The sequence below is a fragment of the Lactobacillus sp. B4015 genome, from assembly GCF_026536055.1.
GTDB lineage: Bacteria > Bacillota > Bacilli > Lactobacillales > Lactobacillaceae > Lactobacillus > Lactobacillus panisapium.
Genome location: NZ_JAFNOY010000002.1, coordinates 224,559 through 248,815, shown reverse-complemented (window position 1 = coordinate 248,815; position 24,257 = coordinate 224,559). Strand labels below are relative to the sequence as shown.

The window sequence follows — 24,257 nt, the reverse complement described above, 5'->3', positions numbered from 1 at the left end:
TTGCTCCATTAAAATTCTTTTTTCCATGCCTGAATTTGCTTTACCGCATAACGTCCAATCATATCCATTTCAAGATTAACCTGATCATGAACGTGATAATGCGCCAAGGTGGTATTAGCAATGGTATAAGGAATCAGACTTACGCCAAATTCGTCATTTTGTGCCATCGTCACCGTTAAGCTGATACCATCAATTGCCACTGAGCCTTTTTCAACTAAATAAGGATCATATTTATGCGGTACCTTAAAACGTAATTCAATTGCATTTTCATTTTCACTTCTACTAATAATTTCTGCCGTAGTATCAACATGACCGGCCACAAGGTGACCATCAAGCTTGCCGTTCAAGGAAAGCGATGGTTCCAAGTTAACTAAGCTGCCGGTAGTCAGCTTACCTAAGTTAGTCCGCTTCATCGTTTCCGGCATTACATCAACCGTAAACTCATTATTTTGCCAAGAAGTCACGGTCAAACAAATTCCATTAACCGCAACACTAGCGCCAAGTGGTAGGTTTTGTTTCGCAATTTCAGCGGCCGAAATGCCTAACTTAGCGTGCTTTTCGGTAATTTCTAACCGAGTGATTTTACCAGTTGCCTGAATTATTCCTGTAAACATTTATTTCCTCCTTGCCGTAATCCGAATATCTTGTCCTAGCTCTTGGACAGCTATTAATTGGTACTCCAATTTTTGAGCTAGTGCTTCACCTACGGCTACAGGCAGAGCGATTCCACCCAATACTATTGGAGAAATATAAGCAACTATTTGATCGGCTAATCCGGCTGCTAAAAACTCAGCTAACAGATTGCTGCCACCCTCAACTAATAGCGATTGAATCTCACGTTCAGCTAAAAGTTCACCAATTTTTTGGGGTGTCCATTTGTGAGAGACAAAGCAATGCACATTGGCCTGAGCCTTGCCCTTTAACTCGGTCTGACTAAGTAGCCAAATTGGGCCAGGTAATTTAAACAGATTCTGCGTTAAATCAAGTTGATTTGCATCATGCGTTAAAATGATTCGAATGGGCGGCTGTGGTAAAGCCTTTATTCGTACCGTTAATTGCGGATTATCAATTCGCAATGTGTTCGCTCCAATTAAAATCGCCTGCTGGTGCAAGCGCAGCTTTTGCACATCGTACTGGGCTTTAGGGCCAGTCAGAAGCGTGCGCGTTTTTTCTGCACCATTAAGCTTCCCGTCAAGTGACATTGCATATTTCAAGGTTACGAGTGGCCGGTGATGCTGATAAAAGAAGTTATATGCTTCGTTTAGTTTCTTTGTCCCCCCTAGCACCTTAGTTTTAACGCCGTGCTCATTTAAATACTTAATTCCTTTACCAGCCACAATTCCGTGGAGATCAATTTGTCCGATAATCACTTCTTTAATTCCGGCCTCAGCTACTTTTTGGCAGCAAGGCGGTTGCTTACCGTAATGACTGCACGGCTCCAGCGTCACATAAAGTGTTGCACCTTGAGCTTGTTTGATATCATCTAGCTGATTAAGTGCGTTAACTTCCGCATGCTCTTGTCCAAACTGATGATGATAGCCGGAAGCTAAGACCTGGCCGTTTTTAACAATAACCGCACCAACTAAAGGATTAGTCCATGTCATTCCCAGTGCCTTAACGGCCTCTTTGCTTGCTATTTCCATATAGTCTGTATCCTGCAAAAAATTCACTTCCTAAGCACAAAAAAACCTCGTTGATTTCAGAATCAACGAGGCACTAATATTTTCTAATTAAATAAGATTTCAGCGAAGTTTAAAAACAACGCTAAGATTAAATTAGCTTAATTTGTTCTTCTCCCATCCAGACTTTAACTGTCGGTACTAGACTTGCACTAGTTCCACCGTGCGTACGCGGGTCACGGACTTCAACCTTACTGGTTGTCACCGTCGGTAGGGAATTTCGCCCTGCCCCGAAGAAACCGTATTCAATTAGTTACAGAATAATATACTAATTTGATTGCGTCAATAGACCCAGCAAAAAGAATTGAAAAAGCTAGCTACAATTATTCCCGCTTAAGTTTCCAATCTGAAGCTTTAAGAGGGAGATTATTGTTTTTACTAAAATATTTTTTAAAAGCAGTGATAAATTCTAACCTATCTTCATGCCGATAACGGTAAATGTCATTTAATGTCATACAAGCCGTCACAAGTAAATCAGTCAAAATAATTATTAATAATCCGATTAAAACGTATAACAGGTAAAGCATGATATTCCCTCCTAAAAGTTTAGCTGTATTACTTATCTAATACAGTACTATCATAATGAATAAATGTCAACGCTTTTTTAAGGCAAAATTAAACTTTTATGATTATTTGACACTTTGGTTTCGCTAAAAAAAGACTATTAACTGTCAAGCAACAATTAATAGTCTAATTTAGTCTTTAGTTCTACCGGTTAATATTTATTGTTTTTTGAATCGACGAAGAAAATTAAGTACCGTGACAATCACTTGTCCAACCGTCAGGATCAAGCCTACGGTTTCTAATACATCAATTGTGTCTTCACCATTATTCAAGTTTTTATTTTTTCTCATCTAACCACTTCCTGCAAAAACCATTTAAGTAAATATTGATTCTTCTTAAATTATACTTTTTTATTCTCAATATACATCAAGTATATACCATATTATTAAGTAAGTTTTGCTTTTAAGATTTTTAAATAAAAACTTTTGTGGTACCTTCATAGTCACCCCGTCAGTTATCATACTTAAGTTATTATTTTCATCGCATTAAATTAGTAAGGTATTAGATAAAAAGTTGGAAACCTTAATTAAACAGCATTAAATCTTTTGCGTTAAAGATCTTGGTCTTAAAATTACTATTCAATTGTTAACCTACTTTCTCCCGTTAGATTCCTGTAGGTCGCAATTTCTTTGCCAGCGCGGTAAAGCTTAACATCAAAAGACTGAATTCCACTAGAACGTATTAATAAACTTTCACTCTTTCGAATAACTGTAACTTTGCCACAATCTTTACCATAACTATCAGTGATTGAAGTTACTATTTTTCCATTTTGCGGCTCAAAAATATTAATAGTTGGGTGTTTAGTAAAATCGTACATTGTTTTATCATCAAATTCACCAGTTACAATGACAGAATTCGGTCGAGCTAGAACCGGCAAAGTTAGCTCATCAAATTTTTCTTGATACCATTTTCCCCCTTCATAAAACTCACCATTCAATATACTGATCCACTTACCCTGGGTCTCAGGAACATAGAACTGCCCTTTACCTTGGTCATTAAAAATTGGTGCAACAAGCAAATTATTTCCCAGCATGTACTGCATATCTAAATCTTCTACTCCCGGATCTTCAGGAAATTCTAAAATCATAGCACGCATAATAGGAACACCATGTGTATGTGCTTCATGAGACATACTCATTAAATACGGTAATAATTTCAACTTAAGATTTGTAAATTTTTTTGTGTTTTCTACTGCTTCTTCGCCATATAACCAAGGAACTTTATATGTAGTTGAACCATGGTAACGGGAATGTGAACTTAAGAGTCCGAATTGTGTCCAGCGCTTATATAAATCAGGTGTTGCACTATCTTCAAACCCAGAAATATCATGAGACCAATAACTAAAACCACTCATTCCAAATGAGAGACCACTACGCAAGGTCTCTGCCATAGATGAATAATTAGAAGAAGAATCACCACCCCAATGTACCGGAAAGCATTGACTACCAACTGTAGCCGAACGTGCAAATACTACCGCTTCTTTTTCACCCTTAACTTCCGCAATAGTATCTGTCACGATTTTGTTATACAACAATGTGTAATAATTATGCATCTTCTTGGGATCAGACCCATCAAAAAACCGTACACCTTTGCTTGGAATTCTTTCACCAAAATCAGTCTTGAAGACATCCACTCCTTGATTCAACAATTTTTTCAAATATCCCTGATACCACTTAACTGCACTGGGATTAGTAAAATCGACAATTGCCATTCCTGCTTGCCATTTATCCCATTGCCAAATATCTCCATTAGTTTTCTTAATAAAGTAGCCTTTTTCTATCCCTTCGGCAAATAAACGTGATTTTTGTGCAATATACGGATTAATCCAGACACAAATTTTTATTCCTTTATCGTGAATGTTTTTAAGTAGTTTTTGCGGATCATGAAAGTTATCTGGATCCCATTCAAAATTACACCATTCAGTTGGTTTCATCCAACAACAATCAAAGTGAAAAACGGATAATGGGATATTTCGCTTTAGCATCCCATTTATAAAGCTCATCACTGTTTTTTCATCATACTTAGTTGTAAATGATGTACTTAACCATAAGCCATAAGTCCATGCAGGCAGTAAAGGTGGCCTCCCGGTCAAGGCAGTATAGTGATCTAAAACTTCTTTATTATTTTTACCACCGATAAACATGTAGGAAAGTTGTTGATCAGGAACAGAAAATTCAACTCTATCAACTTGCTGAGATGCAATTTCATATGACACTTTTTCTGGAGTATTTACAAAAATGCCATAGCTTCTGTTAGACAAGTACAATGGGACGTTTTTATACGCTTGCACAGTTTCAGTACCGCCGTCTTTATTCCAGATTTCTACTTCCTGTCCATTTTTCACGAAATTGGAAAAGCGCTCGCCAAGGCCGTATATTTTTTCACCCGGTTGTAAAACAAAAGAATTGGATATATGAACTTGCCCCTGCGGATCAAAAATTCTCGCAATCGATCTCTCAACTATCTCTGCTCTGAGTTCATTATTATATAAATAACGGAATTCAACTTGACTTCCCCTTGTTATTTCAAGGGTTGTTTTATCTGATTTAACAACGAACTTATCTGGCTGTTCTATTATCTCAGGTTTAAAGTTTGTACTTTTATTTAACTTAAAGTTTGGTCCATGATCTACAGTACCCCGAAAATTAATAATTTTAGTATTAATTATATTTTCACGAGGTGACGTGATTTCTACCGTCAGCATCCCATCATCTAAGGTCATGCCTGTATCGGTTATTGTCTTAAAAGGTAGCCAAAGTGTTAGTTTGCCGCCGTCAATCTTACTATCGTATACGCTTTGACCATAATCAATAGAAAAGCCGTCACGAACTAGCCAATTACCATTTAAATATTTCATGATTATTCCTCATTCCCTAAATCTGCCCCATTTGTTTTAATTACCTTGGCATACCAGAAATAGCTGCGCTTAGGAATTCGTTTTAAACTACCATTTTCGTGATTGTTTTGATCTACATAAACAAATCCATAACGTTTAGAATAACCATTAAGCCAACTTAACAAATCAGTAAATGACCAGGCACAATAACCTATTATTTCGACACCATCAGTAATAGCCTGTTGCATTGCAGTAATATGATCAGCTAAATAAGAAATGCGATAACTATCGTTAATCTTGCCATTTTCTACTTTATCAAGGGCTCCTAAACCATTTTCAGTAATCATGATGGGTAATTGATACTTCTCATACACTAGTCTGAGTGTAATTCTCAAGCCGGTAGGGTCCTTTTCCCAACCCCATTGCGTTTTCTTAACATATGAATTCTCGACATTATTAAACATTGGTACTTCAGGTTCATTTGCTTGTCCTTGCTGTGGCTGCATTAGATACGGATCAGTTTTATCAAATTGTTCTTGCTTTCCGGAATTAACAACTTTCTGAATTCTATTTTGCTGAAATGTACCGCCATGATAATAATTAATACCCAAGAAATCAGGATGAGCTTCTGGATCTTCTAATATTGCTTGTTGTTCTTTTGTGACTTTAGGCATAATATCCAGTTTTTCAAATTGCTTTTTGCAAAAATAAGGATACTTGCCAGTACAATAGACATCTAACCACCAATTATTATTAAAGTCATTTGCATTAATTGATGCTAAAACATCTTCTGGATCCGAAGTTTTCGCATATGTTGGCCCGTAACCGAAACTAGGACCTATCATGCCGTCTGGAACCATTTGATGAAAAAGTTTAATAGCTGCAGCATTTGCAAGATTTATATAATGATTTACTTGTAGCATTAATTTAAAATCATGCTTTTTCGGCGGATGTGTACCCCACCGGTAGCCCATAGACGTGAAAACATTTTGTTCATTTATAGTTACCCAAAACTTTACTTTTGTACCAAATTCTTTAAATAATAATTTGGCATAATTTGTAAAAGCTGCTATTGTTTTCGTAGATTCCCAGCCATGGTATTTTTCTTGTAGTGTCAAGGGAAGATCCCAGTGATACATGGTTAACACTGGCTCAATCCCCGCTTTTTTTAATTCGTCAATTAAATCACGGTAAAATTGCAACCCTTTTGGATTTACTTCTCCTTCTCCTTCAGGAAGAACGCGGCTCCAAGATACAGAAAAACGATAAGCTTTTAACCCCATCTTTTTCATCAAAGCGACATCTTCCTTGTACCTGTGATAATGATCTACAGCTATATCTCCGTTAGTGCCGTGATATGTATTCCCCTTTTCATGTGAATACACATCCCAAATTGACTTTCCTTTACCATCTTCGGTTGGCGCACCTTCTATTTGATACGCCGCCGAGCTTGCTCCCCATAAAAAATCCTTGGGAAAGCTATCTAAATTCTTGTGAAACATCTTTTTTTCTCCCTATATAGGCCCAATATGCTCCATAAAGACTAGCATCATCGAAAAATCGACAAGGTTCTATTTTTATTTGAAAATCTCTCCAATTCGGAATTCCAGCTAATTTCTTATTAAGTATCGGTATTAGTTCACTATTTTGACTAACACTTCCACCTATCAGAAATTTCTGTGGATTGAGTGTGCATGCAATATTAAAAATACAAATAGCCACGTATGTGGCCCACTGATCTACTATCTTTTTTACCTGAGGATCATCTAATTCAGAAAAGATTTGGTATTCTTCTACTAAGTCATTGGGAATACCTCTCATCTCTGAATAAGCAGTAATCAATGCTTTTGCAGAAGCCAAAAAGTGCTCGCTCTCATATCCATGACCAGAATAATCACTTATCATCATGCCAAATTCACCAGCCGAATAGCCAACGCCGCGAAGCAAACTATCGTTGATAAAAATAGCACCACCTACGCCATTACCCAAAGTCATAACTACAAAGTCATGCACATCTTGCGCATTTCCATTTAACTTTTCCGCTATTGCCGCACAGTTAGAATTATTTTCAATAAATATTTCGATTTTCTTATTTATATATTGGTGCAAATCTTCAACAATATTGTGTCCATCTAAAATCCTCAGTGATCCAGCACGAATGGCAATATTATGCTTAACATCAATAAATCCTGGAAAGCTTATACTGATTGCAGTAATATCTAAATCGCTTTCTCTTACTATCTTTGCTAAAGATTCATAAAATGTATTAGCAGAGTCGTTTGAATTTTTATATTGGCCTTTTCCGGTTAAATTACTTTCATCATCAAAAAAGCCATATCTAATATACTTCTGACCAACATCTACTGTTAATACTGTCATATTTCATGCCTTTCATTTAAGTTAGTTAGTTTAGTTTACATACTTCACAAACTAGAATAATCCCGTTCAGCAAAAATGTAAACACTCTCATTAAATCTTATTTTATAAATCCTACTGATACCTTTATAATAAAAAGTAAGAAAGGCAAATAATAATATGGTTATAAATAAGCAGGCAATGCGCAAGAGTAATGAAATTTCTGTTATCAAGCATGTCATAAACTACGGACCCATCTCACGTAGCCAAATCTCCAAGGATCTTTCAATTAATAAAGTGACAATCTCCAGTATTCTAGATGATTTATTAGCTAAAAAGTATGTTAAAGAAATTGGTGAAGGTGAAAGTACAATAGCTGGCGGCAGAAGACCTTTACTCGTCTCCTTTAATTCAGATTATGGCTACTTCATTAATTTAGAAATGGGTTCAAAGACTCTTAAAATCATGGCCACATTAGCAAATGGGTACATTAATCGCTTTGAAGAAATAGCTTTATCAGCTAAAAGTTCAAATATCAAAAGTTTATTACAAAAAAAGATTACGGACTTTTCAGTGCCCAATACCCAAAAAGGGCTACTCGGTATTTCCTTGACAGTCCACAAAAAAGAACAACTATTAAGTGACTCGCTAGTTTCGTGGCTCAAAGAAAACTATTCTATTCCCGTAATTGTTGCTAATAATGCAGATGCCGCAGCAATCTTTCAGCGTGACTTTTCCTCTAATAACGAGATAAAAGACCTAATTACCATTGTTATTGATGAAACTATTAACGCTGGCATTATAATTAATGAAAATCTTTATACAGGATTTGGAAATAATGCCGGTGATTTAAGTGAAATGCAGTTTCTTTTTTCAAGCAATGAAACTATGGCTTCTTTTAATCCAGATACTTATTGTTCACAAGAAGCAGTTTTAAAAAACATCTCAAAAAACGAAGGTCTAAATAATATATCTATCCAAGAAATAGCAAAACTCTATTTTAAAGGTAATAAACAAGTAAATAAATCTATTTCACAATTCGTAAAAGGGCTAGCCCTTGTGCTAAATAACCTTATCGCTATCTTTTCTCCTCAAATGATAATCTTAGATTCAACGTTACTAGAAAATATTCCAAATTTATTAATTCAAGTAAAAAATAATCTGCCAATTTTGAGAAAGCATCACACTCAATTACAAATAGCCCGTAAATCACGATTTGCACCTCTCCTTGGTGGCTATTCATTACTTTTACGAGAAGTTTTTGATCTAGGAAATAAAAGACTACGTCTTATTCCATAAGCATATTTTCTAACTTTAATTTGACAAAATCGATGTAAGGGATTACATTAATTTTAGTTAGTTAGTTAGCTTTACTTACTTGTTTAATTGAATTCGTTGGAGGACTTTATTATGCATAACATAATGACAACTATGCAACAAAAGCTAATGCCTAAACTAGCAAAAATTGGTAACCTAAAATATATGATAGTTCTTAGAGATGGTATGATTATTACCATTCCCTTTACTATTTTTGGATCAATCTTCATGATTATTGCTCAATTACCTATTCCTGGATGGGCAAATATCATTAAGCCCTTTGCACCTGCTCTAAACGCTTGTGTAACAGTAACTTTTGGTATCTTAGCCTTAATAGTAGCTATGGGCATAAGCTATCAAGCCGCTAAGGCAAATAAGATAGACCCAATGTCTACTACTGCTATCGGTACAATTGCCTTCTTATTAGCAATGCTAAATAAAAATTTAGCTATCGACCCTTCCCAGCTAGGCTCTGGTGGTATTTTTACTGCTATTGTAATTTGTATTTTAACCGTTGAAATCATGAATTTTTGTATTAAGCATCATTGGGTAATTACATTACCAGATTCTGTTCCACCTGCAGTTGCCCATTCTTTTTCATCATTAATTCCAGGTTCGGTAGCTCTTTTGGTAGTCTGGATTATTAGAGTCGTATGCAATATTGATATTAACAGCGTTATTACAATGATTTTCAGTCCTCTTGTTGTAAGTCTTTCAAGCATTTGGGGCGTTGAGTTGGCAATCTTTTTAGTTTGCTTACTTTGGACTGTAGGTATTCATGGTACTAATATTGTTGGCAGTATTTACACTCCTGTATTTTTATCATTTTTAACTCAAAACATTAATGCTGTCGCTAAAGGACATGCTCCAGTAAATATTACTGCAGATGGATTTTTGAATTTTGGTATGACAATTGGTGGTACCGGCGCTATTCTTGGTTTAGTTCTCTGCATGTTTACTGCCAAAAGTAAAAGATACCAAGCTATGCGCAATTTAAGTATTATGCCTGCTATTTTCAATATTAGTGAACCGATCATGTTTGGTGTTCCGGTTGTATTAAACCCTACTTTGACAATACCATTTATTTTAGTGCCAATGATTCTTCAATTTATTACCTACTTTTTAATGAAGTTTCATATTATCGGAATGATTGTTGCCCAAGTTCCGTGGACAACACCTACTATTATCAGCGGCTTCTTAATGACTGGTGGTGATTGGAGAGCGGCTGTATGGCAAGCCATCGAATTAGCCTTTGCCGTACTCGCTTACTACCCATTTTTCAAATCTTTGGATAGGCAAGCAGTTAAGCAAGAACAGGCAGGTAAATAATTGATGCATTCAGCTGCTATAGTATAAACAGACCAAGACCCTGGAAATGATGTTCTTCTGTTCTATTTTTTCTGAAATTCAACTTTTTTTCTGAAAAGCGCATAATTTTTCTGACTTCTAGATTTTTATTGTCTAAAATAGAAAATATAAACTATTTATTCTAATTTGAACAAGGAAAACTTTATGATAAATAAGAAAACTATTACTAAGATTTCATCGGGCCTTTTAATTAGTTTAGGTCTTGTAACATTACAACAAAATTCGAGCTCTGTTTCGGCTGCCGCTTCTCCCAGAGTACAATTAAGGCATAATTCTTATGTATACTCTTCCACTGCAAGGAGAAAAGGAAAAACTTCGCTGAAAAGAGGAAAATATCTTAAGACTTTCGGCAAAAGGTCAATTAAAGGAAAAGTATTTTATAGAATTGGAAAAGGTCGCTATATCAAGAGAGTCAACACTGTGATTCCTCCTAAAGAGGATAAGGATCCAGTTTTATTTACGGTATATTTAAAAGATGATGCTGAATTTTATACAAAACCTAATGGTAAACCTTCACTTTATACACTGATGGGAAAGCAAAATGTCTATCAAACATATAAAGACAATAATGGGAATACCTGGTATCGCATTAAGTATCAAAACTGGGTAAAATCAAGTGATACACAAAAATCAAAGGTAAAGGTAAAAGAAGATAAAGAGATTCCAACTTCAGCCAACTGGGACGATCCAAATGATAATACCAGTATAGAAGTTGATAATACCAGCATTAAATTTGAAAAAAAGATGAGAAGCAATCTTCCAAGCGGGACTGCTCTAGATCGAAACACTATCGAAGAAACTGCAAGGTGCTTTGAAAAGCTTGTCAATGACTGGCGAGCAAGCCAAGGAGTTGCCACCAAAATAACGTATATTACCAGCCGATATGATTATGATGTCTCGAGAGCGGTTCAAGATGCTCAGCATTATGACAAGTATAAAAAATCTGACATGCACGCAGGTGCAAAATATGGAGAGCTGGAAACTCTTGTCACTTATAATACTCCCCAGAAAATGGCACAAGAAGCATTTAAGCAATTTGTTTACGAAGATGCTCAAGCAAATTTTGCTCACAGAGATGATTTAAAGAGTGCTTCACTTAAAACCATTGGTATCGGTTTGGCAACAACCTACTATAATAGTTATGATTCTAATGGTGTTACTTTCATAGTAAGTACAAACCTTTAATTCAACTAAATATAAATCAAAAATAGTCTATGCTTAAATATGTGTGAACCACAAAATTAGGCCAGTATAATAAATTTCAACTAAGGACTAACTTCCGCTGTTCGGTCGGACTTGGTCCTTTTAGTTTTACTTGTTATAGTGACTGATATATTTTGGGATTGCTTCTTCAAGTTTGTTTAGATTATTAAATTAGGTTTTAAAGCCGTAGGATCACATTGCCCGTTTGAATACGCCAAAACATCTACAGAGAGAGTTGCCCCTACGCAACATGGACTGATCAATCCTATGATATTTAGTCATAATAAAAGCCTCGAAGTTGTCCTAACTTCGGGGTTCATATCAAAAAGCTTTTAATCTTCTTTATTTAATTATTATAGTTAATTAGCAGCAATAATGAGAAAATCAATTTAATACAAATATTTTCTTATGGCTTCTGCAGGAGCCATTACCGCACAAATTCCACCGCAATTACGCGAGTCACGGACTTCTGTTATTACCGTCGAAATTTCGCCCTGCCCTAAAGAAGCCCTATTCAATTATCTATAAATTAATATACTAATGTGATTACGTCAATAGCTATTAAAAGTTAAATTTATAATATGCATAGATAAATGGTAAAGATTATATTTAAAAGATCCAAGAAAATTAATTATACTATCTCATTTTTTTAATAATCCCAGTTATAAATAATCTATTTTTGGAAAAACTATCATTTTCCTAAAAAAGTATTGACAGCGTTTTCAAAAGCGCATATACTATCGTCGTAGTAAAATATTAATTGAACAAGAAATTTAGAAGGTTCATTTAAACCTGTGTAAGTTATTACACATAGGTTTATTTGGGCCTTCTTTTTTTTGACTTCATTTTGGTAAAGGAGATTTATTATGGATAAAGCAAAACGCTTAAATAATATTTTTGGAAAAGATGGAAAAACAATAATTGTCGCTTTAGATGGATTTGGATTTTCTTCCAATACGGACGGAGTAGATTTTTCCGTAAAAAGTGTTAAAGAATTGCTAAAATATGGACTCAACTGTGCCTTAGTTACCTATGGTCAAGCTCAGCTATTTTCAGAAGAGTTAATTGATGTTCCAACAGTTTTAAGAGTAGATGGCTCGGTCAATGTCTTTGATGATACTGTTCCAGAAACAGCTCAGTTCTTCGACGTTACTGACGCTTTGAAGCTTGGAGCAAGTGGTGTAGTCTGCATGACATTTCCAGGAGCTCCAGGTGGCAGAGAAGAATTTTCTCATAAAATGTTGTCTAAATTGGCCAAACAAGGGGAAGAATGGAATGTTCCAGTGATTGCAGAAACTCTTCCTTGCTCCTACCCCGTCTTAGATAAATATCCGAATTCTAATAATCCGGATTACATTAAAACGGCTGCAAGACTAGGAGCAGAATATGGAGCAGACGTTATTAAGACAAGATTTACTGGCAACGTAAAAATTGATCGCAAAATCGTTGAAAATACGATCCGTCCGGCAGTTGCTTTAGGTGGGCCAAAAACCGACAATAAAACGTATTTTGAATACGTTCATAATTTGATGGAAGCAGGTGTTAAGGGTATTGCTACGGGAAGGAATATTACTCAAGACTCTAATCCAATTGGTAAGGTAGCTGCTTTATCCGCTATTGTCCATGATGGAAAATCGGTTGAGGAGGCGCTGCAGATATATTCAGAAACAAGATCTTAATTTCAAAAATCAATAATTTTCTTTAATAAGAATTAAACCATGTTTATAGCTTAATAGTAATTTTTGATATTTGTATTGGAGGAGATTAGATGCAGCAAAATAAAATAATTATACCCTCAGTGAGAGAGCTCAAATTCTTACAAATAGCTTGTAAAGCAAAGGCACCAATCATTCTTTTGAGTAATACCGACATAGGAAACCTAATTCAACAAACATCTTATGTGCATAAGTATAAAAAGAAGGCATTTGTACATTTGGAATTAGTAGCTGGCTTTGCACCAGATGTTAAAGGCTTACGACTACTAAAAAATATGTACCAAGTCGACGGAGTCTTTACTACTAATATACAAGCTGGCAATATTGCCAAGAGTATTGGGCTAAAAGTTATTTACCGCTTTTTCTTAATTGACAGCCGTTCTCTAAAAAGAACAAGTGTAATTCTGGAAAACAACAAGTTTGATGCCATCGAGGTTCTTCCTGCCTGTTGTGCAATTATCGAATCAAACAGTCTAGTAAAGTTAAAGAAAAACTCTAAATTACTTGCTGGTGGCTTCATTAATACTATGAATATGGTTGATCAAATTTTTAAATTGGGATTTTCTGTAATTACAACTAGCAATAGAGAACTTTGGCAATAAGAAAGGTGTGAAAATATGACTAAATACTTAATGGGTATCGACAATGGCGGTACTTCGACAAAAGCAGCTATCTATGATTCTGCTGGACACGAAGTGGCAAAATCGACAATTTATACTGAAATGATAACGCCTCATGAATTTTGGACAGAAAGAGACATGTCTGAACTTAGGGAAGTCAATTTTAAAGTTATTCGAAACGTTTTAAAAAAATCAGATATTAATCCCAAGCAAGTTGTCGGAATCGGTATAACTGGTCACGGCAATGGGCTTTATTTAATAGGAAAAAATGGAACTTTTATCCGCAACGGCATTATTTCGACAGATAATCGAGCTAACCAAATTGTAGAAAAATGGCTCTCCGATGAAAAATATGAAACTATTGTTCGGCCTAGGACTTACGCGACCATCTGGAGCTCACAGCCAGCTTCACTTTTGAAGTGGCTAGACGAAAATGAACCAGAAATTTATGACAAAACTGAATATGTCTTCATGATTACTGATTTAGTACGTTACTGGCTTACGGGAAAGGCTGGCTTAGAAAAATCAAATGCTAGTGGAACTTCACTTTTTAATCAAAAAACCGAAGAATTTGATGAAAAAGTATTTGAATTCTTTGGCATTAAAAAATGGTTAAAAAAAATGCCTCCTTTAGTCGAATCTACAGAAAAGTGTGGGGCAATCACGAAAGAGGTAAGCAAGCAAACTGGCCTTAGTGAAGGTACACCTGTTGCTGGTGGACTATTTGATATTACTGCAAGCGCTTTATCGACGGGGTTAGTTAATCACGACCGGCTATCAATTGTAACCGGAACTTGGAGCATTAACCAATATATCGATAACAAAATTTCAGTAGTCAAAGATTTATTTATGACTTCTGATTATCCGATTAAAGGTGAGTACTTATTAACAGAGGCTTCGCCAACCAGTGGTTCCAACCTAACTTGGTTCATTGATACCTTTATGAAAGATCATTCTCAACTTTTGGAAATGGTTAACGATAATATCAGCATCTATGACTATTGTTCTAAATTAGTAGCAACAGTTAAACCATGGGAAAGTAAGTTGATTTTTTACCCATTTATTTTTGGTTCGAATGCAGGAATTGCTAACTCATCCGCCGGTTTTATTGGTGCAACTAAAGATACATCCCTCGCACAATTTGTAAATGCAATATACGAAGGTGTTTGCTTTGCTCACAAAGCCCACGTTGAAAAATTAGCAAAAATAAATGCAAATATCCTAAATTCACCGATTCGCATAGCTGGAGGTATTACTAACTCGGATATATGGCTACAAATGTTTGCTGATGTTTTTCAAAAGCCGCTTGAATTGGTCAATGTCAAAGAAAATGGTGCAATGGGTGCGTCTATGACTGCAGGAGTAATGTCTGGATTATTCACAGACTTTTCATCTGCATCAAAGAGTATGGTTCATATTTCTAAAACTATCTCGCCTAATCCGAAATTGGCTGAGGTCTATAAAGAAAAGTATCAATTGTATCAACAAGTTGTGAAGGATCAATCTTTCGTCTGGAACGACATTGGAAATGTTAAATTGGCAACAGTATAGAAAGCATAAGATATTTAAAAGGAGAAAAAATGGAATTAGGTTTAAAAGGTAAAAAAGCACTGGTAACTGGTGGTGCTACAGGTTTAGGGCAGCAATTTGTTTTAGCCTTAGCAAAAGAAGGCGTTACAGTTGCTTTTAGTTTTCTTAATGAAAATGAATGCCCAGAATTAACAGAAGAAAAAGTGAAAGAAGAAACTAATCAAAAGGCTTTTGGTTTAAAAGCAGACCTTTCTCAGGTTGAACAAGCTAGGAGGCTATTTGATGAGGGTCATGAAAAATTAGGACAAATTGATATTTTAATAAACAACGCTGGAATTTGGTTAAGCGGAATGGTTACAGAAATTAAAGACAAAGATTGGGACTTAGAGTTAGAAACCAATTTAAGAGCGCCCTTTCTTCTTGCACAAAAATTTGCAATTGCTGCAAACAAAGAGAACCACGGTGGGCATGTCCTAAACGTAACTAGTCAAGCAGCATATTACGGTTCTACAACTGGACATTCTCATTATGCTGCTTCTAAAGCCGGTTTAATCGCCTTTAATGCTTCATTTGCTCGCGAACAGGCTAAGAATAAAATTAACAGTAATAATATTGCAATTGGAATCATGCACACCAGGATGATTCAAGCAAATCTTGATAAGAATCCTAACTATTATGTAAACAGGATTCCAATGGGTAGGGTTGTCTAGCCTAATGAAATCGCAAAAATGGGAACTTTGCTAGTTTCAGATGTGTACAGTTACATGACAGGAGCAACGGTTGACCTTACTGGTGGAATGTTAATGCACTAAGATTTTAGAAAGAAGAGTTAAATATGAAAATAATCGCTTTTGGTGACAATCTAATTACCCCCAAAATGTTAAATACAGGATTAAAGCAATTTGAACAAAATGGAGACTTAGTTGAAATTAGAGACTGGAGCCATGATACAGTTGAAGACTTACAAAATGATAATATCAAAATTGAACAAAAAGGTGCCAATTCAGTAGAGATTACCAATCAAGATTTGCTCAAGGGCATTGAAAGTTTTGATATGATTATTACCCAATTTATGCCTATAGGAAAAAAAGTAATTGATCAAGCTAAAAATCTTAAGTACATTGGTGTTCTAAGAAGTGGTACTGAAAATGTAGATAACAAATATGCGGAAAGTAAAGGTATAAAAGTTATCAACACTGCTGGACGTAATGCACGTGCAGTTGCAGAATTCACAGTTGGTATGATACTTTCCGAAACAAGAAATATTGCCCGCACAAATGCAAAGATGCATGAAGATATTTGGTTCAAGGATTTTCCTAATAAAGACAATATTCCTGAGATCGGCGGTAAGACCATTGGAATTATTGGTTTTGGTCATATTGGACAATTAGTAGCTAAATTTTTGAGTGGCTTTGACGCTAAAATCATTTTCTATGATCCATATGTTCAAAAGACAAATTTAAATGCTAAAAAAGTTGATAGTATTTCTTATTTACTTAGACAATCTGACATCATCACAATTCATATGAGGGCAACAGAAGAAACTCACCATATTATTAATAAAGACATGTTCGAACTAATAAAGCCAAGTGCATATTTTATCAATACTGCTCGCTCAGCTCTTGTTGATGAAAAAGCTCTAATTACAGTATTAAAAGAGGGCAGAATATCTGGTGCAGCAATTGACACTTTTGATGAGGAGCCTCTACCAGCAGATTCTGAATTTTTAAACTTAAAGAATGTCACTTTAACCTCGCATTTAGCTGGTTCAACCGCTGATGCTTTCAAAAACACTCCGAAATTGTTTGCTCAAAGATTTTTAGATGGGCAAAAATAATTTTCTTATTTTAGAATGGAGAACTTTACAATGACATTAATTAACACTATTGTTGGGTTAGGCTCCTCAGTGATGATGCCCATTATCTTTTTTATCGTTGGCATAATTTTTAGAATGAGTCTAGCAAAAGCTTTTAAGGCTGGTATGCTTGTCGGTGTTGGTTTTACAGGTGTTTCGATGGTTATTAACTTAATGCTGAATGCTTTAGGTCCTGCTTCGAAAGCAATGGTTGCGCGATTAGGTTTAAAATTAACTGTTACAGACGTTGGATGGGGAACCGCATCAACAATTGGCTGGGGATCATCAATTATGTTGGTCACCGTTATAGGATTCTTAGTTATAAACGCGATTCTACTATTTTTAAACTTAACAAAAACTGTTGACCTTGACATTTTTAATTTTTGGATTTTTCTTTTAGTAGGCAGCCTTATCTACGCAGGTACAAATAACTACTGGATTGCAGTTATTGCAGACTGGATCATTTATGTCTTAACGTTAATTATTGCAGACATAACCCAACCAATCATTCAGAACAAATTTCCTAAAAAGGATTTAAAGGGTATTTCATTTCCTCACCTAACTTGTTTAGCATGGGTACCGTTTGGAATTGCAGGAAATTGGATCTGTGAACACATTCCTGGTTTAAACAAAATTAAGTTGGACCCTGAAACAATTAATAACAGACTTGGAATATTGGGTGAACCAATTAGCTTCGGTGCAATTATTGGTTTCTTAATGGGAATACTGGCTGGTTACGATTTTTCTAAGACTTTAACCTTAGGAGTAAATATTGCTGCCTCAATGTACCTCCTGCCAATAGTGGTTGATGTTCTGGTTTCAGGTCTAGTCTTGGTAAAAGACCATGTAAATAATAAGTTAAAAGAATGGTTTCCGAAAAGAGAATTCTATATTGGAATGGATACAGCACTATTAATCGATGACCCTTCAGTGTTATCTACTGGTCTTTTGCTTTTGCCATTGGCAATTATTTTGGCCTTTATTCTTCCCGACAACCGAGTACTTCCATTTGCCGACCTCGCTTCGCTAATGTTCTTGTTTGCTTTAATAGCACCATTTTGTAACCGGAATATATTTAGAATGCTTATTTCTGGCATACTCATCGTAGTTACTATTTTCTATGTCGGAACATCCATTGCTCCTGAATTCACAAAAGCAGCTGCTCAATCAAATGTTAGTTCTATAAAAGCTTTTAGTTCCATTACCAATTTAGTTGGATCTGCAACAACTTGGATTGGATGGATTTTTATTAAAGGCAGCGAATGGATTGCCACACTTATTTAAATAGCAAGCTAACACAATCAATTTTTTATATGCTTATAAATCTTCATTTAAAGTATTAACGTATCTTAAAAATTAAAGTGTTTAAAATAATTAAGTATAAATTAGATGTGAATTTTAAAATTAGGTCGTTTTATTAAATTTAAAACTGAGGACTAATTCCCGATATTTAATCGGGGTTAGTCCCCTTTTGTCTCTGTCTTGATTCTTTTCCAACTGCTGTTCCCAATTTTTAAATTATTTTTTAAGCTGTAAATTGTCTCTAGTTTAAATTGCCAAAGAAGCCTTTTATCAACCTATTCAATATGTGATTGTCAAAAGTACCAGATTAAGTATGGACGACCAACTAAAGTTACTAGTTACATTACATTAATATGATGGGTAATACTAAACATTTATATCATAAGTACTAAAACTAGTATTACCCATAATCAAAATTCTCTATTTCTTATTTTTTAAATAATTTAGTAATAGAAGCTGTACTAATTATAGGGAACATTTCAAATAACGAATACTAGTTTTTTACTTAAAAGCCAATTAATCAATTTAATACAAATATTTTTTTACAGCTTCTGCAGGAGCCATTCCCGCACGAATTTTTAATTCCAATTCAATTGCTACATCCGCAATAATTGATTGGGGATCAATTATATTATACGGGTGGTCTGCCGCCTTTTCTTGTGCCAAAGATAACTCGGTACAACCCAGCAAAATAACCTCGCAGCCATACTCATCATGCATTTTGCGCAATATGCGGTGATACAACTCAGCATCAACAACACCCTTTTGCTTGATGTTGTCGTAGATTAATTCAGTTACTAACGGTTGTATTTCTGGGCCGCCTAATTCAGCTTTTCGCCCTACTTTGGCTAATTCATCAACATAAAGATGATCATAAATTGATCCTTCAGTCGCAATTAAACCAATTTTTGTTTCGTCCGGGTAATCTTGCACAAACCGGTGAACAGCAATCCGCATCATATGCAAGAAAGGAACATCGGTCAGCGCTGCCAAGTCATCATAAAAATAGTGTGCAGTGTTACACGGCATAATAAAGAAATCTGGCTTAAGTTGCGCTTGCTGTAAAACATCTTCACGCAAATTAAGAAAGAAATTAGGTTGCGAATGATCTTTAATATATGCTGTTCTATCAGGAATTTGAGCATCATTGACCAGAACGTAATTTAAGTAGTCCTGATCCTTAGTAATCTTAATTCGGTGATTTAATTGGCGAGCTAGGCTCTCCGTCGCAATCGTTCCCATTCCGCCAAGAATGGTAAAAAAGTTTTTCATATGTTCTGCTTTTCTCACTAATTAAAGTGCTCGTCTTGTCCTTCTAACTCGTTAATTATTTGCTGAGCAACAGTAATATCTGAAGGATAAGGGGTATTAATACCACGTACTTTCTGGAAGCCATCTTCACCCTTGCCACAGACTAAGACAACATCACCTTTTTTCGCCATGCTGATTGCATCGTGAATGGCCTTTTGCCGGTCAAGTTCAATTGTTACGTCCACTTTTGAATGATCAATACCAGCATCGATTTCCTGGCAAATTTCTAGTGGATCCTCAAAGCCAGGATCATCAGTAGTCAAGAAGGCCTTGTCGGCGTACGCATTCAGGCTTTTACTAAAACCGGGACGGCGAGAAACGCCTTTATCTCCAGGTGCACCGACAACCACAATGATTTTTGGATTATCAAATTCACGTTGCATGAAGCCCATCAGTGCCATCATTGAGGCTTCATTGTGTGCATAATCAACTACTACCACACCATGGTCCTTAGTTACTTCTGTCTGCATTCTTCCGGGAACACTAACATCGCGAATGCCCCTAGCAGCAGCATCATGTTCCATTCCAGCTAAGCCTGCACCAATCACAGCAGCTGTTCCGTTGGACTCATTAAAATCACCTAACATCTTTAGCTCGTAATCACCCGCAATTTTTAGCTTTTTAGCTTGGTCACTGATACATGAAACTTTGAACTTAGTCCGTGCCATATCAAGTTCTTCAGAAGAATACCGGAAATCAATTATTTGCGGTAAAGCAGGATTTTCAAACTTCTCATCAGCAAATAAATAAATGCTGTCAGGATCAGTCGTAGTGGTAGCTGCCGCATAAACCTCGTTAAAGTGCGCAGTTTGTGCATTGATTATACACTTACGTGCATTAACCAATAACTGCAGCTTGCAGTGTAAGTAATCCGCAAAATTAGGATGCTCGTTTGGACCAATATGATCTGGAGAAATATTCAAGAAGAACCCGAGATCATAAGTTAGGCCAAATACCCGGTTACGTTTATAAGCTTGACTAGAAACTTCCATTACTAAATGAGTCATGCCATTATCGACTGCATTACGCATGTCACGGAACAAATCAAGTGATTCTGGTGTGGTCAGGCTAGACTTGAATGTATCTTCTGGTTTTTTCCCCACAACATTATTAACGGAAGAAATTAATGCCGTTCTGCCGCCATTAACTTGGTCAAGCATCCCCTTTAAAAAGTATGCCGTCGTTGTCTTACCCTTAGTTCCAGTAATGGCAATTACGTATAAATCATCCTGTGGAAACCGGAAGAATGCTGCCGATAACAAGGCCATTGCTTTGGCAACATCACGTACAATCAAGGCGTGCATTCCTTTTCCTTCCGGATAAGGCTGTTCAGCAACATAACAATTAGCACCGTTATCTTTTGCCATTGATAAATAAGTTGGTCGAAAACCTGCTCCTTTGCAGAAGAACAAGGTATTAGTTTGGATATCACGTGAATCATATGAAACATATTCCATCCGCGTAATCACCGTATCTTGAACTGCACTGGACTTAAGCAGGTGATGTTCTTTTAAAATTAAAATACAGGTATTTAAAGAAATACTCATGCTATACCCCTCTATTAGTTATCTAGTCAAAATTATATCACAGCTAGGCGTGAGTTTTTGCATTCTTTGGATCTAATGGCAAACAAATGATAAAACGTGTCCAATTATCATCTGATTCGCAGTGAATTTTGCCATGATGCAAGTCGACAATACTCTTAGTAATCGAGAGTCCAAGCCCAGTTCCGCCAGTTTTGGTATTTCGGGAAGTCTCCATCCGGTAAAAACGCTCAAAAATCTTTTTTAATGACTCTTCGGGAATGCGTGCACCGTTATTTTCTACCCGCAGTTCAACTTCGTTATTATTGACTAAATTAGCTATCAAGTTAATTTGCGTTGCCCCGGTACCATATTTTAAAGCATTAGAAATCAAGTTATTATAGACTCTAACAAGCTTTTCTGGATCGGCTTGAATCGTTAGGTCCTTAGGTCTTGTTTCAATATTAAAAATAATTCCCTTTTCATCCGCTTCAAATTCGAAGCCAGCAGCAACTTGTTCTAGCATCGAAAAGATGTGTAAAGAAGACAAACTAAGCTTAGTACTAGTTGACTTAAGTGTCGTATATTCAAGCAGGTCATGAGCAAGTGATTTCATTTGCTCGGCTTTCATGTACGCAATATTGAGGTATCTTTGCTGGTCTTCAGGATCTGAGACCCCTGATTTCAATAAGCCCAAATAGCCAATAATTGAGGTTAGCGGCGTTCTAATATCATGAGAAACATTACTAATTAATTCATCTTTGGACTTTTCAATTGTTCTTTCTTCATTAATAGCAGTTACCGTGCTATCAACTAGCGAATTAATCGAGTCGATAACTTTTTGCAGGTCTGTTTTCACTTTAAAAGAAATGGTGTGATCAAAATGACCCTGAGCAATATAATGCAGTTCTGAAATAACGTGACGCAGCTGCATCTGGTGATAACGCCTGATGAGTCGCCAATAAAGGACAATTAAATCCCCAATACCCATAATCACCAAAAAGGTGTTTTGCCAAGACCAGAGATGCCGTCCGCCAGCAAAAGTAATTGTTTTCTTTAAAAAATAAATACCGTTTACCAAGTTTTTATTTTGCAGAATGGTCAGATTGATTAAAATAACGATTGATAAATTGAGCAGCAATAATAATACAACCGTAATTACGCCTTCAGCGAAAAGTTCACTTTTTTCCGCGGCTGTTAACTTGACACGTTCTTTTTTCATTTAGCTAAGCCTCAACCTTATAGCCTACGCCCCAAACAGTTTGAATGACATCTTCGCCACCAGTTGCTTTTTGAATCTTGTCACGCAAGTGCGAAACGTGAACCATGACGGTTTTGGCAGAAACAATGGATTCTTGCTGCCAAACACGTTCAAATATTTCATCGGCTGAAAATACCCGGTTAGGGTGACTGGCAAGTAAATATAAAATTCCAAATTCCAGTGCCGTCAACTGAATATCCTTACCGTCAATCGTTTTCACCTCATGTGAATCACGGTTAATAATGAGCGGTCCAATTTCAAGAACATCAGGTTCATCATCTTTAACCTGCTTTTGACTTCGACGTAACAGTGAACGTACACGGGCCATTACCTCTAACGGATTAAATGGTTTGGAAACATAGTCATCGGCACCAGTAATTAGTCCCTGGATTTTATCCATGTCGCCGGTCTTAGCGGAAACGATAATAATCGGAATATCCGAGTCTTTCCGAACTTCCTTAATTACATCAATTCCACTCATGCTAGGCATCATTACGTCCAAAATCATTAGAGCAATGTCAGGAGTAGTAGTGAGCTTAGTAATGGCTTCTTTGCCGCTATAAGCTACAACAGGGGTATAACCTTCATTTTTAAGGTAAATACTTAATAATTCAACGATTTCTTTATCGTCATCAACTACTAAAATTTTCATCGGGCATATTCCCTTCTTTAATTTTTTTTGTTAGATTTATCTAAATTTTTTTCGTTTTATTTTTGCTAACTATAGTGTAGCAGACTCTTTGCCATCTATTTTAGCCAATTATCTGATAATCACCTAATATTCAAGCATAACTTATCTTTTTATTAAAAAAGTTGGACAACCTGGTCCAACTTAGCTAGTTAAAATCATTTATTCCACTCAAATACCTGATAATCCATTGCCGGTCAATATAGCCCAGTACTTCATGATTCGAATTTTGAACAGCAATTGCTGGATGGTCGCTTAAAAGAGCTAATAAGTTAGCTAATTTATCATCAACACTAATTACAGGCGCCGCTTTAGTACTATCTCCTTGCTCCTCTTTAAGTGCATTAAACAGGATTGCTTGACGCACAGGCGTTTCGTATAAATCTTTGCCAAGACTTCCTTGGAAGAATTCGCGGACAAACTGGTTAGCAGGATGACGCAGAATCTCTTGCGGCTCAGCAACTTGCAATAAATTGCCATCTTTCATAACACCAATTCGGTCAGCCAGTTTAAGTGCTTCACTCATATCATGTGTAACAAAAACAATGGTATTATGCAGCTCCCGGTGAAGCTTAATAACAAGATCTTGGAGATTAGTCCGCGACAATGGATCAAGGGCACTAAAGGGCTCATCCATTAACACAATTGGCGGCTTAAAAGCAATTGCCCGTAAGATTCCAATCCGTTGCTGCTCACCACCAGATAGTTCTCGCGGATAGCGATCATAGTAGTTATCTGGATCGAGGTTGACTTGCTTTAATAAATTGCGTACCTTTTCGCGTTGTTCTTGTTCTTTACCCTTCACTTCGCCCTTGATTTCAGGGATTAAAGCAATATTCTTAGCAACAGTCATATTAGGAAAAAGGGCAATTTGCTGCAGCACGTACCCAATGTTCCACCGCAGTTTTTGGACATTATAATTAGTGGTGGGCTGATCATTAACTAGTACCCTACCGGAACTGGGGTCCTCCAACCGGTTAATCATTTTAATTGAGGTCGTTTTGCCACTACCAGAATTACCTACCAGAACAAATAGCTCACCTTGCTGAATGTCTAAATTGAAATCATTAACTACCACTTGATCAGCAAAGGCTTTTTTTACGTGTTCAAATTTAATTGCTGTTGTCATG

At 36.1% G+C, this 24,257-nt stretch carries 21 protein-coding genes and 1 riboswitch; of the genes, 9 read left to right on the top strand and 12 right to left on the bottom strand.

The features are described 5' to 3' along the window. Positions 1-8 precede the first annotated feature (8 nt). The 7 genes from J3U71_RS02885 to J3U71_RS02855 form a co-directional block, all read right to left on the bottom strand. Positions 9-614 carry a riboflavin synthase gene (locus J3U71_RS02885; RefSeq protein WP_267392492.1) on the bottom strand — a complete coding sequence of 202 codons (606 nt, stop codon included), beginning with the start codon at positions 612-614 and terminating at the stop codon, positions 9-11. Further along, entirely contained in the window at positions 615-1,670 is a 1,056-nt protein-coding gene (gene ribD / locus J3U71_RS02880) for a bifunctional diaminohydroxyphosphoribosylaminopyrimidine deaminase/5-amino-6-(5-phosphoribosylamino)uracil reductase RibD (protein ID WP_267392493.1), read from the bottom strand. A 114-nt stretch (positions 1,671-1,784) separates the two neighbouring features. Further along, positions 1,785-1,921, bottom strand: a riboswitch (FMN riboswitch). Between the two features lie 81 nt (positions 1,922-2,002). Continuing rightward, positions 2,003-2,206 (bottom strand): hypothetical protein, encoded by a 204-nt coding sequence (locus tag J3U71_RS02875; RefSeq protein WP_220220655.1) that lies wholly within the window; start codon positions 2,204-2,206, stop codon positions 2,003-2,005. 195 nt (positions 2,207-2,401) lie between these two features. After that, complete coding sequence (locus tag J3U71_RS02870; protein WP_258562415.1) at positions 2,402-2,533, bottom strand: hypothetical protein; 132 nt, start codon at positions 2,531-2,533, stop codon at positions 2,402-2,404. A gap of 284 nt (positions 2,534-2,817) precedes the next feature. Further along, complete coding sequence (gene yicI, locus J3U71_RS02865) at positions 2,818-5,100, bottom strand: alpha-xylosidase (protein ID WP_267392494.1); 2,283 nt, start codon at positions 5,098-5,100, stop codon at positions 2,818-2,820. Positions 5,101-5,102: 2 nt separating this feature from the next. Beyond that, the gene (locus J3U71_RS02860; protein WP_267392495.1) at positions 5,103-6,581 is read right to left on the bottom strand and encodes a glycoside hydrolase family 1 protein; all 1,479 of its coding nucleotides are present in this window, start codon (positions 6,579-6,581) and stop codon (positions 5,103-5,105) included. Further along, positions 6,559-7,458, bottom strand: a complete 900-nt coding sequence (locus J3U71_RS02855) for an ROK family protein (RefSeq protein WP_220232695.1) — start codon at positions 7,456-7,458, stop codon at positions 6,559-6,561. The genes J3U71_RS02860 and J3U71_RS02855 overlap by 23 nt, the downstream gene beginning before the upstream one ends. A gap of 156 nt (positions 7,459-7,614) precedes the next feature. Here J3U71_RS02855 and J3U71_RS02850 point away from each other — a divergent pair, with 156 nt between their 5' ends. The 9 genes from J3U71_RS02850 (at position 7,615) to J3U71_RS02810 (ending at position 18,326) form a co-directional block, all read left to right on the top strand. Further along, positions 7,615-8,733 carry an ROK family protein gene (locus J3U71_RS02850; RefSeq protein WP_220269084.1) on the top strand — a complete coding sequence of 373 codons (1,119 nt, stop codon included), beginning with the start codon at positions 7,615-7,617 and terminating at the stop codon, positions 8,731-8,733. A gap of 111 nt (positions 8,734-8,844) precedes the next feature. After that, a complete protein-coding gene (locus J3U71_RS02845) occupies positions 8,845-10,080 on the top strand; it encodes a PTS sugar transporter subunit IIC (RefSeq protein WP_267392497.1) in 1,236 nt (411 codons plus the stop codon). Positions 10,081-10,263: 183 nt separating this feature from the next. Further along, positions 10,264-11,304: an SLAP domain-containing protein gene (locus J3U71_RS02840; protein ID WP_267392498.1), complete on the top strand. Its 1,041-nt coding sequence runs from the start codon at positions 10,264-10,266 to the stop codon at positions 11,302-11,304. Between the two features lie 884 nt (positions 11,305-12,188). Beyond that, the gene (locus tag J3U71_RS02835) at positions 12,189-13,001 is read left to right on the top strand and encodes a class I fructose-bisphosphate aldolase (protein ID WP_220269081.1); all 813 of its coding nucleotides are present in this window, start codon (positions 12,189-12,191) and stop codon (positions 12,999-13,001) included. Positions 13,002-13,090: 89 nt separating this feature from the next. Continuing rightward, a complete protein-coding gene (locus J3U71_RS02830) occupies positions 13,091-13,639 on the top strand; it encodes a glycerol-3-phosphate responsive antiterminator (protein WP_267392499.1) in 549 nt (182 codons plus the stop codon). A 15-nt stretch (positions 13,640-13,654) separates the two neighbouring features. Next, a complete protein-coding gene (locus tag J3U71_RS02825) occupies positions 13,655-15,208 on the top strand; it encodes an FGGY-family carbohydrate kinase (protein WP_267392500.1) in 1,554 nt (517 codons plus the stop codon). 29 nt (positions 15,209-15,237) lie between these two features. Then, a complete protein-coding gene (locus J3U71_RS02820) occupies positions 15,238-15,897 on the top strand; it encodes an SDR family NAD(P)-dependent oxidoreductase (protein WP_267392501.1) in 660 nt (219 codons plus the stop codon). Between the two features lie 125 nt (positions 15,898-16,022). After that, positions 16,023-17,024 (top strand): 2-hydroxyacid dehydrogenase, encoded by a 1,002-nt coding sequence (locus tag J3U71_RS02815; protein ID WP_220269077.1) that lies wholly within the window; start codon positions 16,023-16,025, stop codon positions 17,022-17,024. Between the two features lie 30 nt (positions 17,025-17,054). After that, positions 17,055-18,326, top strand: a complete 1,272-nt coding sequence (locus J3U71_RS02810) for a PTS transporter subunit IIC (protein WP_267392502.1) — start codon at positions 17,055-17,057, stop codon at positions 18,324-18,326. A gap of 543 nt (positions 18,327-18,869) precedes the next feature. On the opposite strand, the gene J3U71_RS02805 is transcribed toward J3U71_RS02810, so the two are convergent. The 5 genes from J3U71_RS02805 to J3U71_RS02785 all read right to left on the bottom strand — a co-directional run bounded on the left by J3U71_RS02805 (position 18,870) and on the right by J3U71_RS02785 (position 24,256). Continuing rightward, a complete protein-coding gene (locus J3U71_RS02805) occupies positions 18,870-19,616 on the bottom strand; it encodes an aspartate/glutamate racemase family protein (RefSeq protein ID WP_267392503.1) in 747 nt (248 codons plus the stop codon). Positions 19,617-19,633: 17 nt separating this feature from the next. Further along, positions 19,634-21,202: a UDP-N-acetylmuramoyl-L-alanyl-D-glutamate--2,6-diaminopimelate ligase gene (locus J3U71_RS02800; RefSeq protein WP_267392504.1), complete on the bottom strand. Its 1,569-nt coding sequence runs from the start codon at positions 21,200-21,202 to the stop codon at positions 19,634-19,636. A 43-nt stretch (positions 21,203-21,245) separates the two neighbouring features. Next, positions 21,246-22,400, bottom strand: a complete 1,155-nt coding sequence (locus J3U71_RS02795; protein WP_220220650.1) for a sensor histidine kinase — start codon at positions 22,398-22,400, stop codon at positions 21,246-21,248. A 4-nt stretch (positions 22,401-22,404) separates the two neighbouring features. Beyond that, positions 22,405-23,091 carry a response regulator transcription factor gene (locus tag J3U71_RS02790; protein ID WP_103752875.1) on the bottom strand — a complete coding sequence of 229 codons (687 nt, stop codon included), beginning with the start codon at positions 23,089-23,091 and terminating at the stop codon, positions 22,405-22,407. A gap of 184 nt (positions 23,092-23,275) precedes the next feature. Then, complete coding sequence (locus J3U71_RS02785; protein ID WP_267392505.1) at positions 23,276-24,256, bottom strand: ABC transporter ATP-binding protein; 981 nt, start codon at positions 24,254-24,256, stop codon at positions 23,276-23,278. Position 24,257: the final 1 nt, after the last annotated feature.

What these genes read in the sequence shown, in the direction of transcription:
- J3U71_RS02785 (WP_267392505.1), bottom strand. Translation starts at nt 24,256, where the DNA reads ATGACAACAGCAATTAAATTTGAACACGTAAAAAAAGCCTTTGCTGAT.
- J3U71_RS02850 (WP_220269084.1), top strand. Translation starts at nt 7,615, where the DNA reads ATGGTTATAAATAAGCAGGCAATGCGCAAGAGTAATGAAATTTCTGTT.
- J3U71_RS02860 (WP_267392495.1), bottom strand. Translation starts at nt 6,581, where the DNA reads ATGTTTCACAAGAATTTAGATAGCTTTCCCAAGGATTTTTTATGGGGA.
- J3U71_RS02855 (WP_220232695.1), bottom strand. Translation starts at nt 7,458, where the DNA reads ATGACAGTATTAACAGTAGATGTTGGTCAGAAGTATATTAGATATGGC.
- J3U71_RS02805 (WP_267392503.1), bottom strand. Translation starts at nt 19,616, where the DNA reads ATGAAAAACTTTTTTACCATTCTTGGCGGAATGGGAACGATTGCGACG.
- J3U71_RS02815 (WP_220269077.1), top strand. Translation starts at nt 16,023, where the DNA reads ATGAAAATAATCGCTTTTGGTGACAATCTAATTACCCCCAAAATGTTA.
- J3U71_RS02885 (WP_267392492.1), bottom strand. Translation starts at nt 614, where the DNA reads ATGTTTACAGGAATAATTCAGGCAACTGGTAAAATCACTCGGTTAGAA.
- J3U71_RS02840 (WP_267392498.1), top strand. Translation starts at nt 10,264, where the DNA reads ATGATAAATAAGAAAACTATTACTAAGATTTCATCGGGCCTTTTAATT.
- yicI (WP_267392494.1), bottom strand. Translation starts at nt 5,100, where the DNA reads ATGAAATATTTAAATGGTAATTGGCTAGTTCGTGACGGCTTTTCTATT.
- J3U71_RS02835 (WP_220269081.1), top strand. Translation starts at nt 12,189, where the DNA reads ATGGATAAAGCAAAACGCTTAAATAATATTTTTGGAAAAGATGGAAAA.
- J3U71_RS02790 (WP_103752875.1), bottom strand. Translation starts at nt 23,091, where the DNA reads ATGAAAATTTTAGTAGTTGATGACGATAAAGAAATCGTTGAATTATTA.
- J3U71_RS02870 (WP_258562415.1), bottom strand. Translation starts at nt 2,533, where the DNA reads ATGAGAAAAAATAAAAACTTGAATAATGGTGAAGACACAATTGATGTA.
- J3U71_RS02875 (WP_220220655.1), bottom strand. Translation starts at nt 2,206, where the DNA reads ATGCTTTACCTGTTATACGTTTTAATCGGATTATTAATAATTATTTTG.
- J3U71_RS02825 (WP_267392500.1), top strand. Translation starts at nt 13,655, where the DNA reads ATGACTAAATACTTAATGGGTATCGACAATGGCGGTACTTCGACAAAA.
- J3U71_RS02820 (WP_267392501.1), top strand. Translation starts at nt 15,238, where the DNA reads ATGGAATTAGGTTTAAAAGGTAAAAAAGCACTGGTAACTGGTGGTGCT.
- J3U71_RS02795 (WP_220220650.1), bottom strand. Translation starts at nt 22,400, where the DNA reads ATGAAAAAAGAACGTGTCAAGTTAACAGCCGCGGAAAAAAGTGAACTT.
- J3U71_RS02810 (WP_267392502.1), top strand. Translation starts at nt 17,055, where the DNA reads ATGACATTAATTAACACTATTGTTGGGTTAGGCTCCTCAGTGATGATG.
- J3U71_RS02800 (WP_267392504.1), bottom strand. Translation starts at nt 21,202, where the DNA reads ATGAGTATTTCTTTAAATACCTGTATTTTAATTTTAAAAGAACATCAC.
- J3U71_RS02830 (WP_267392499.1), top strand. Translation starts at nt 13,091, where the DNA reads ATGCAGCAAAATAAAATAATTATACCCTCAGTGAGAGAGCTCAAATTC.
- J3U71_RS02845 (WP_267392497.1), top strand. Translation starts at nt 8,845, where the DNA reads ATGCATAACATAATGACAACTATGCAACAAAAGCTAATGCCTAAACTA.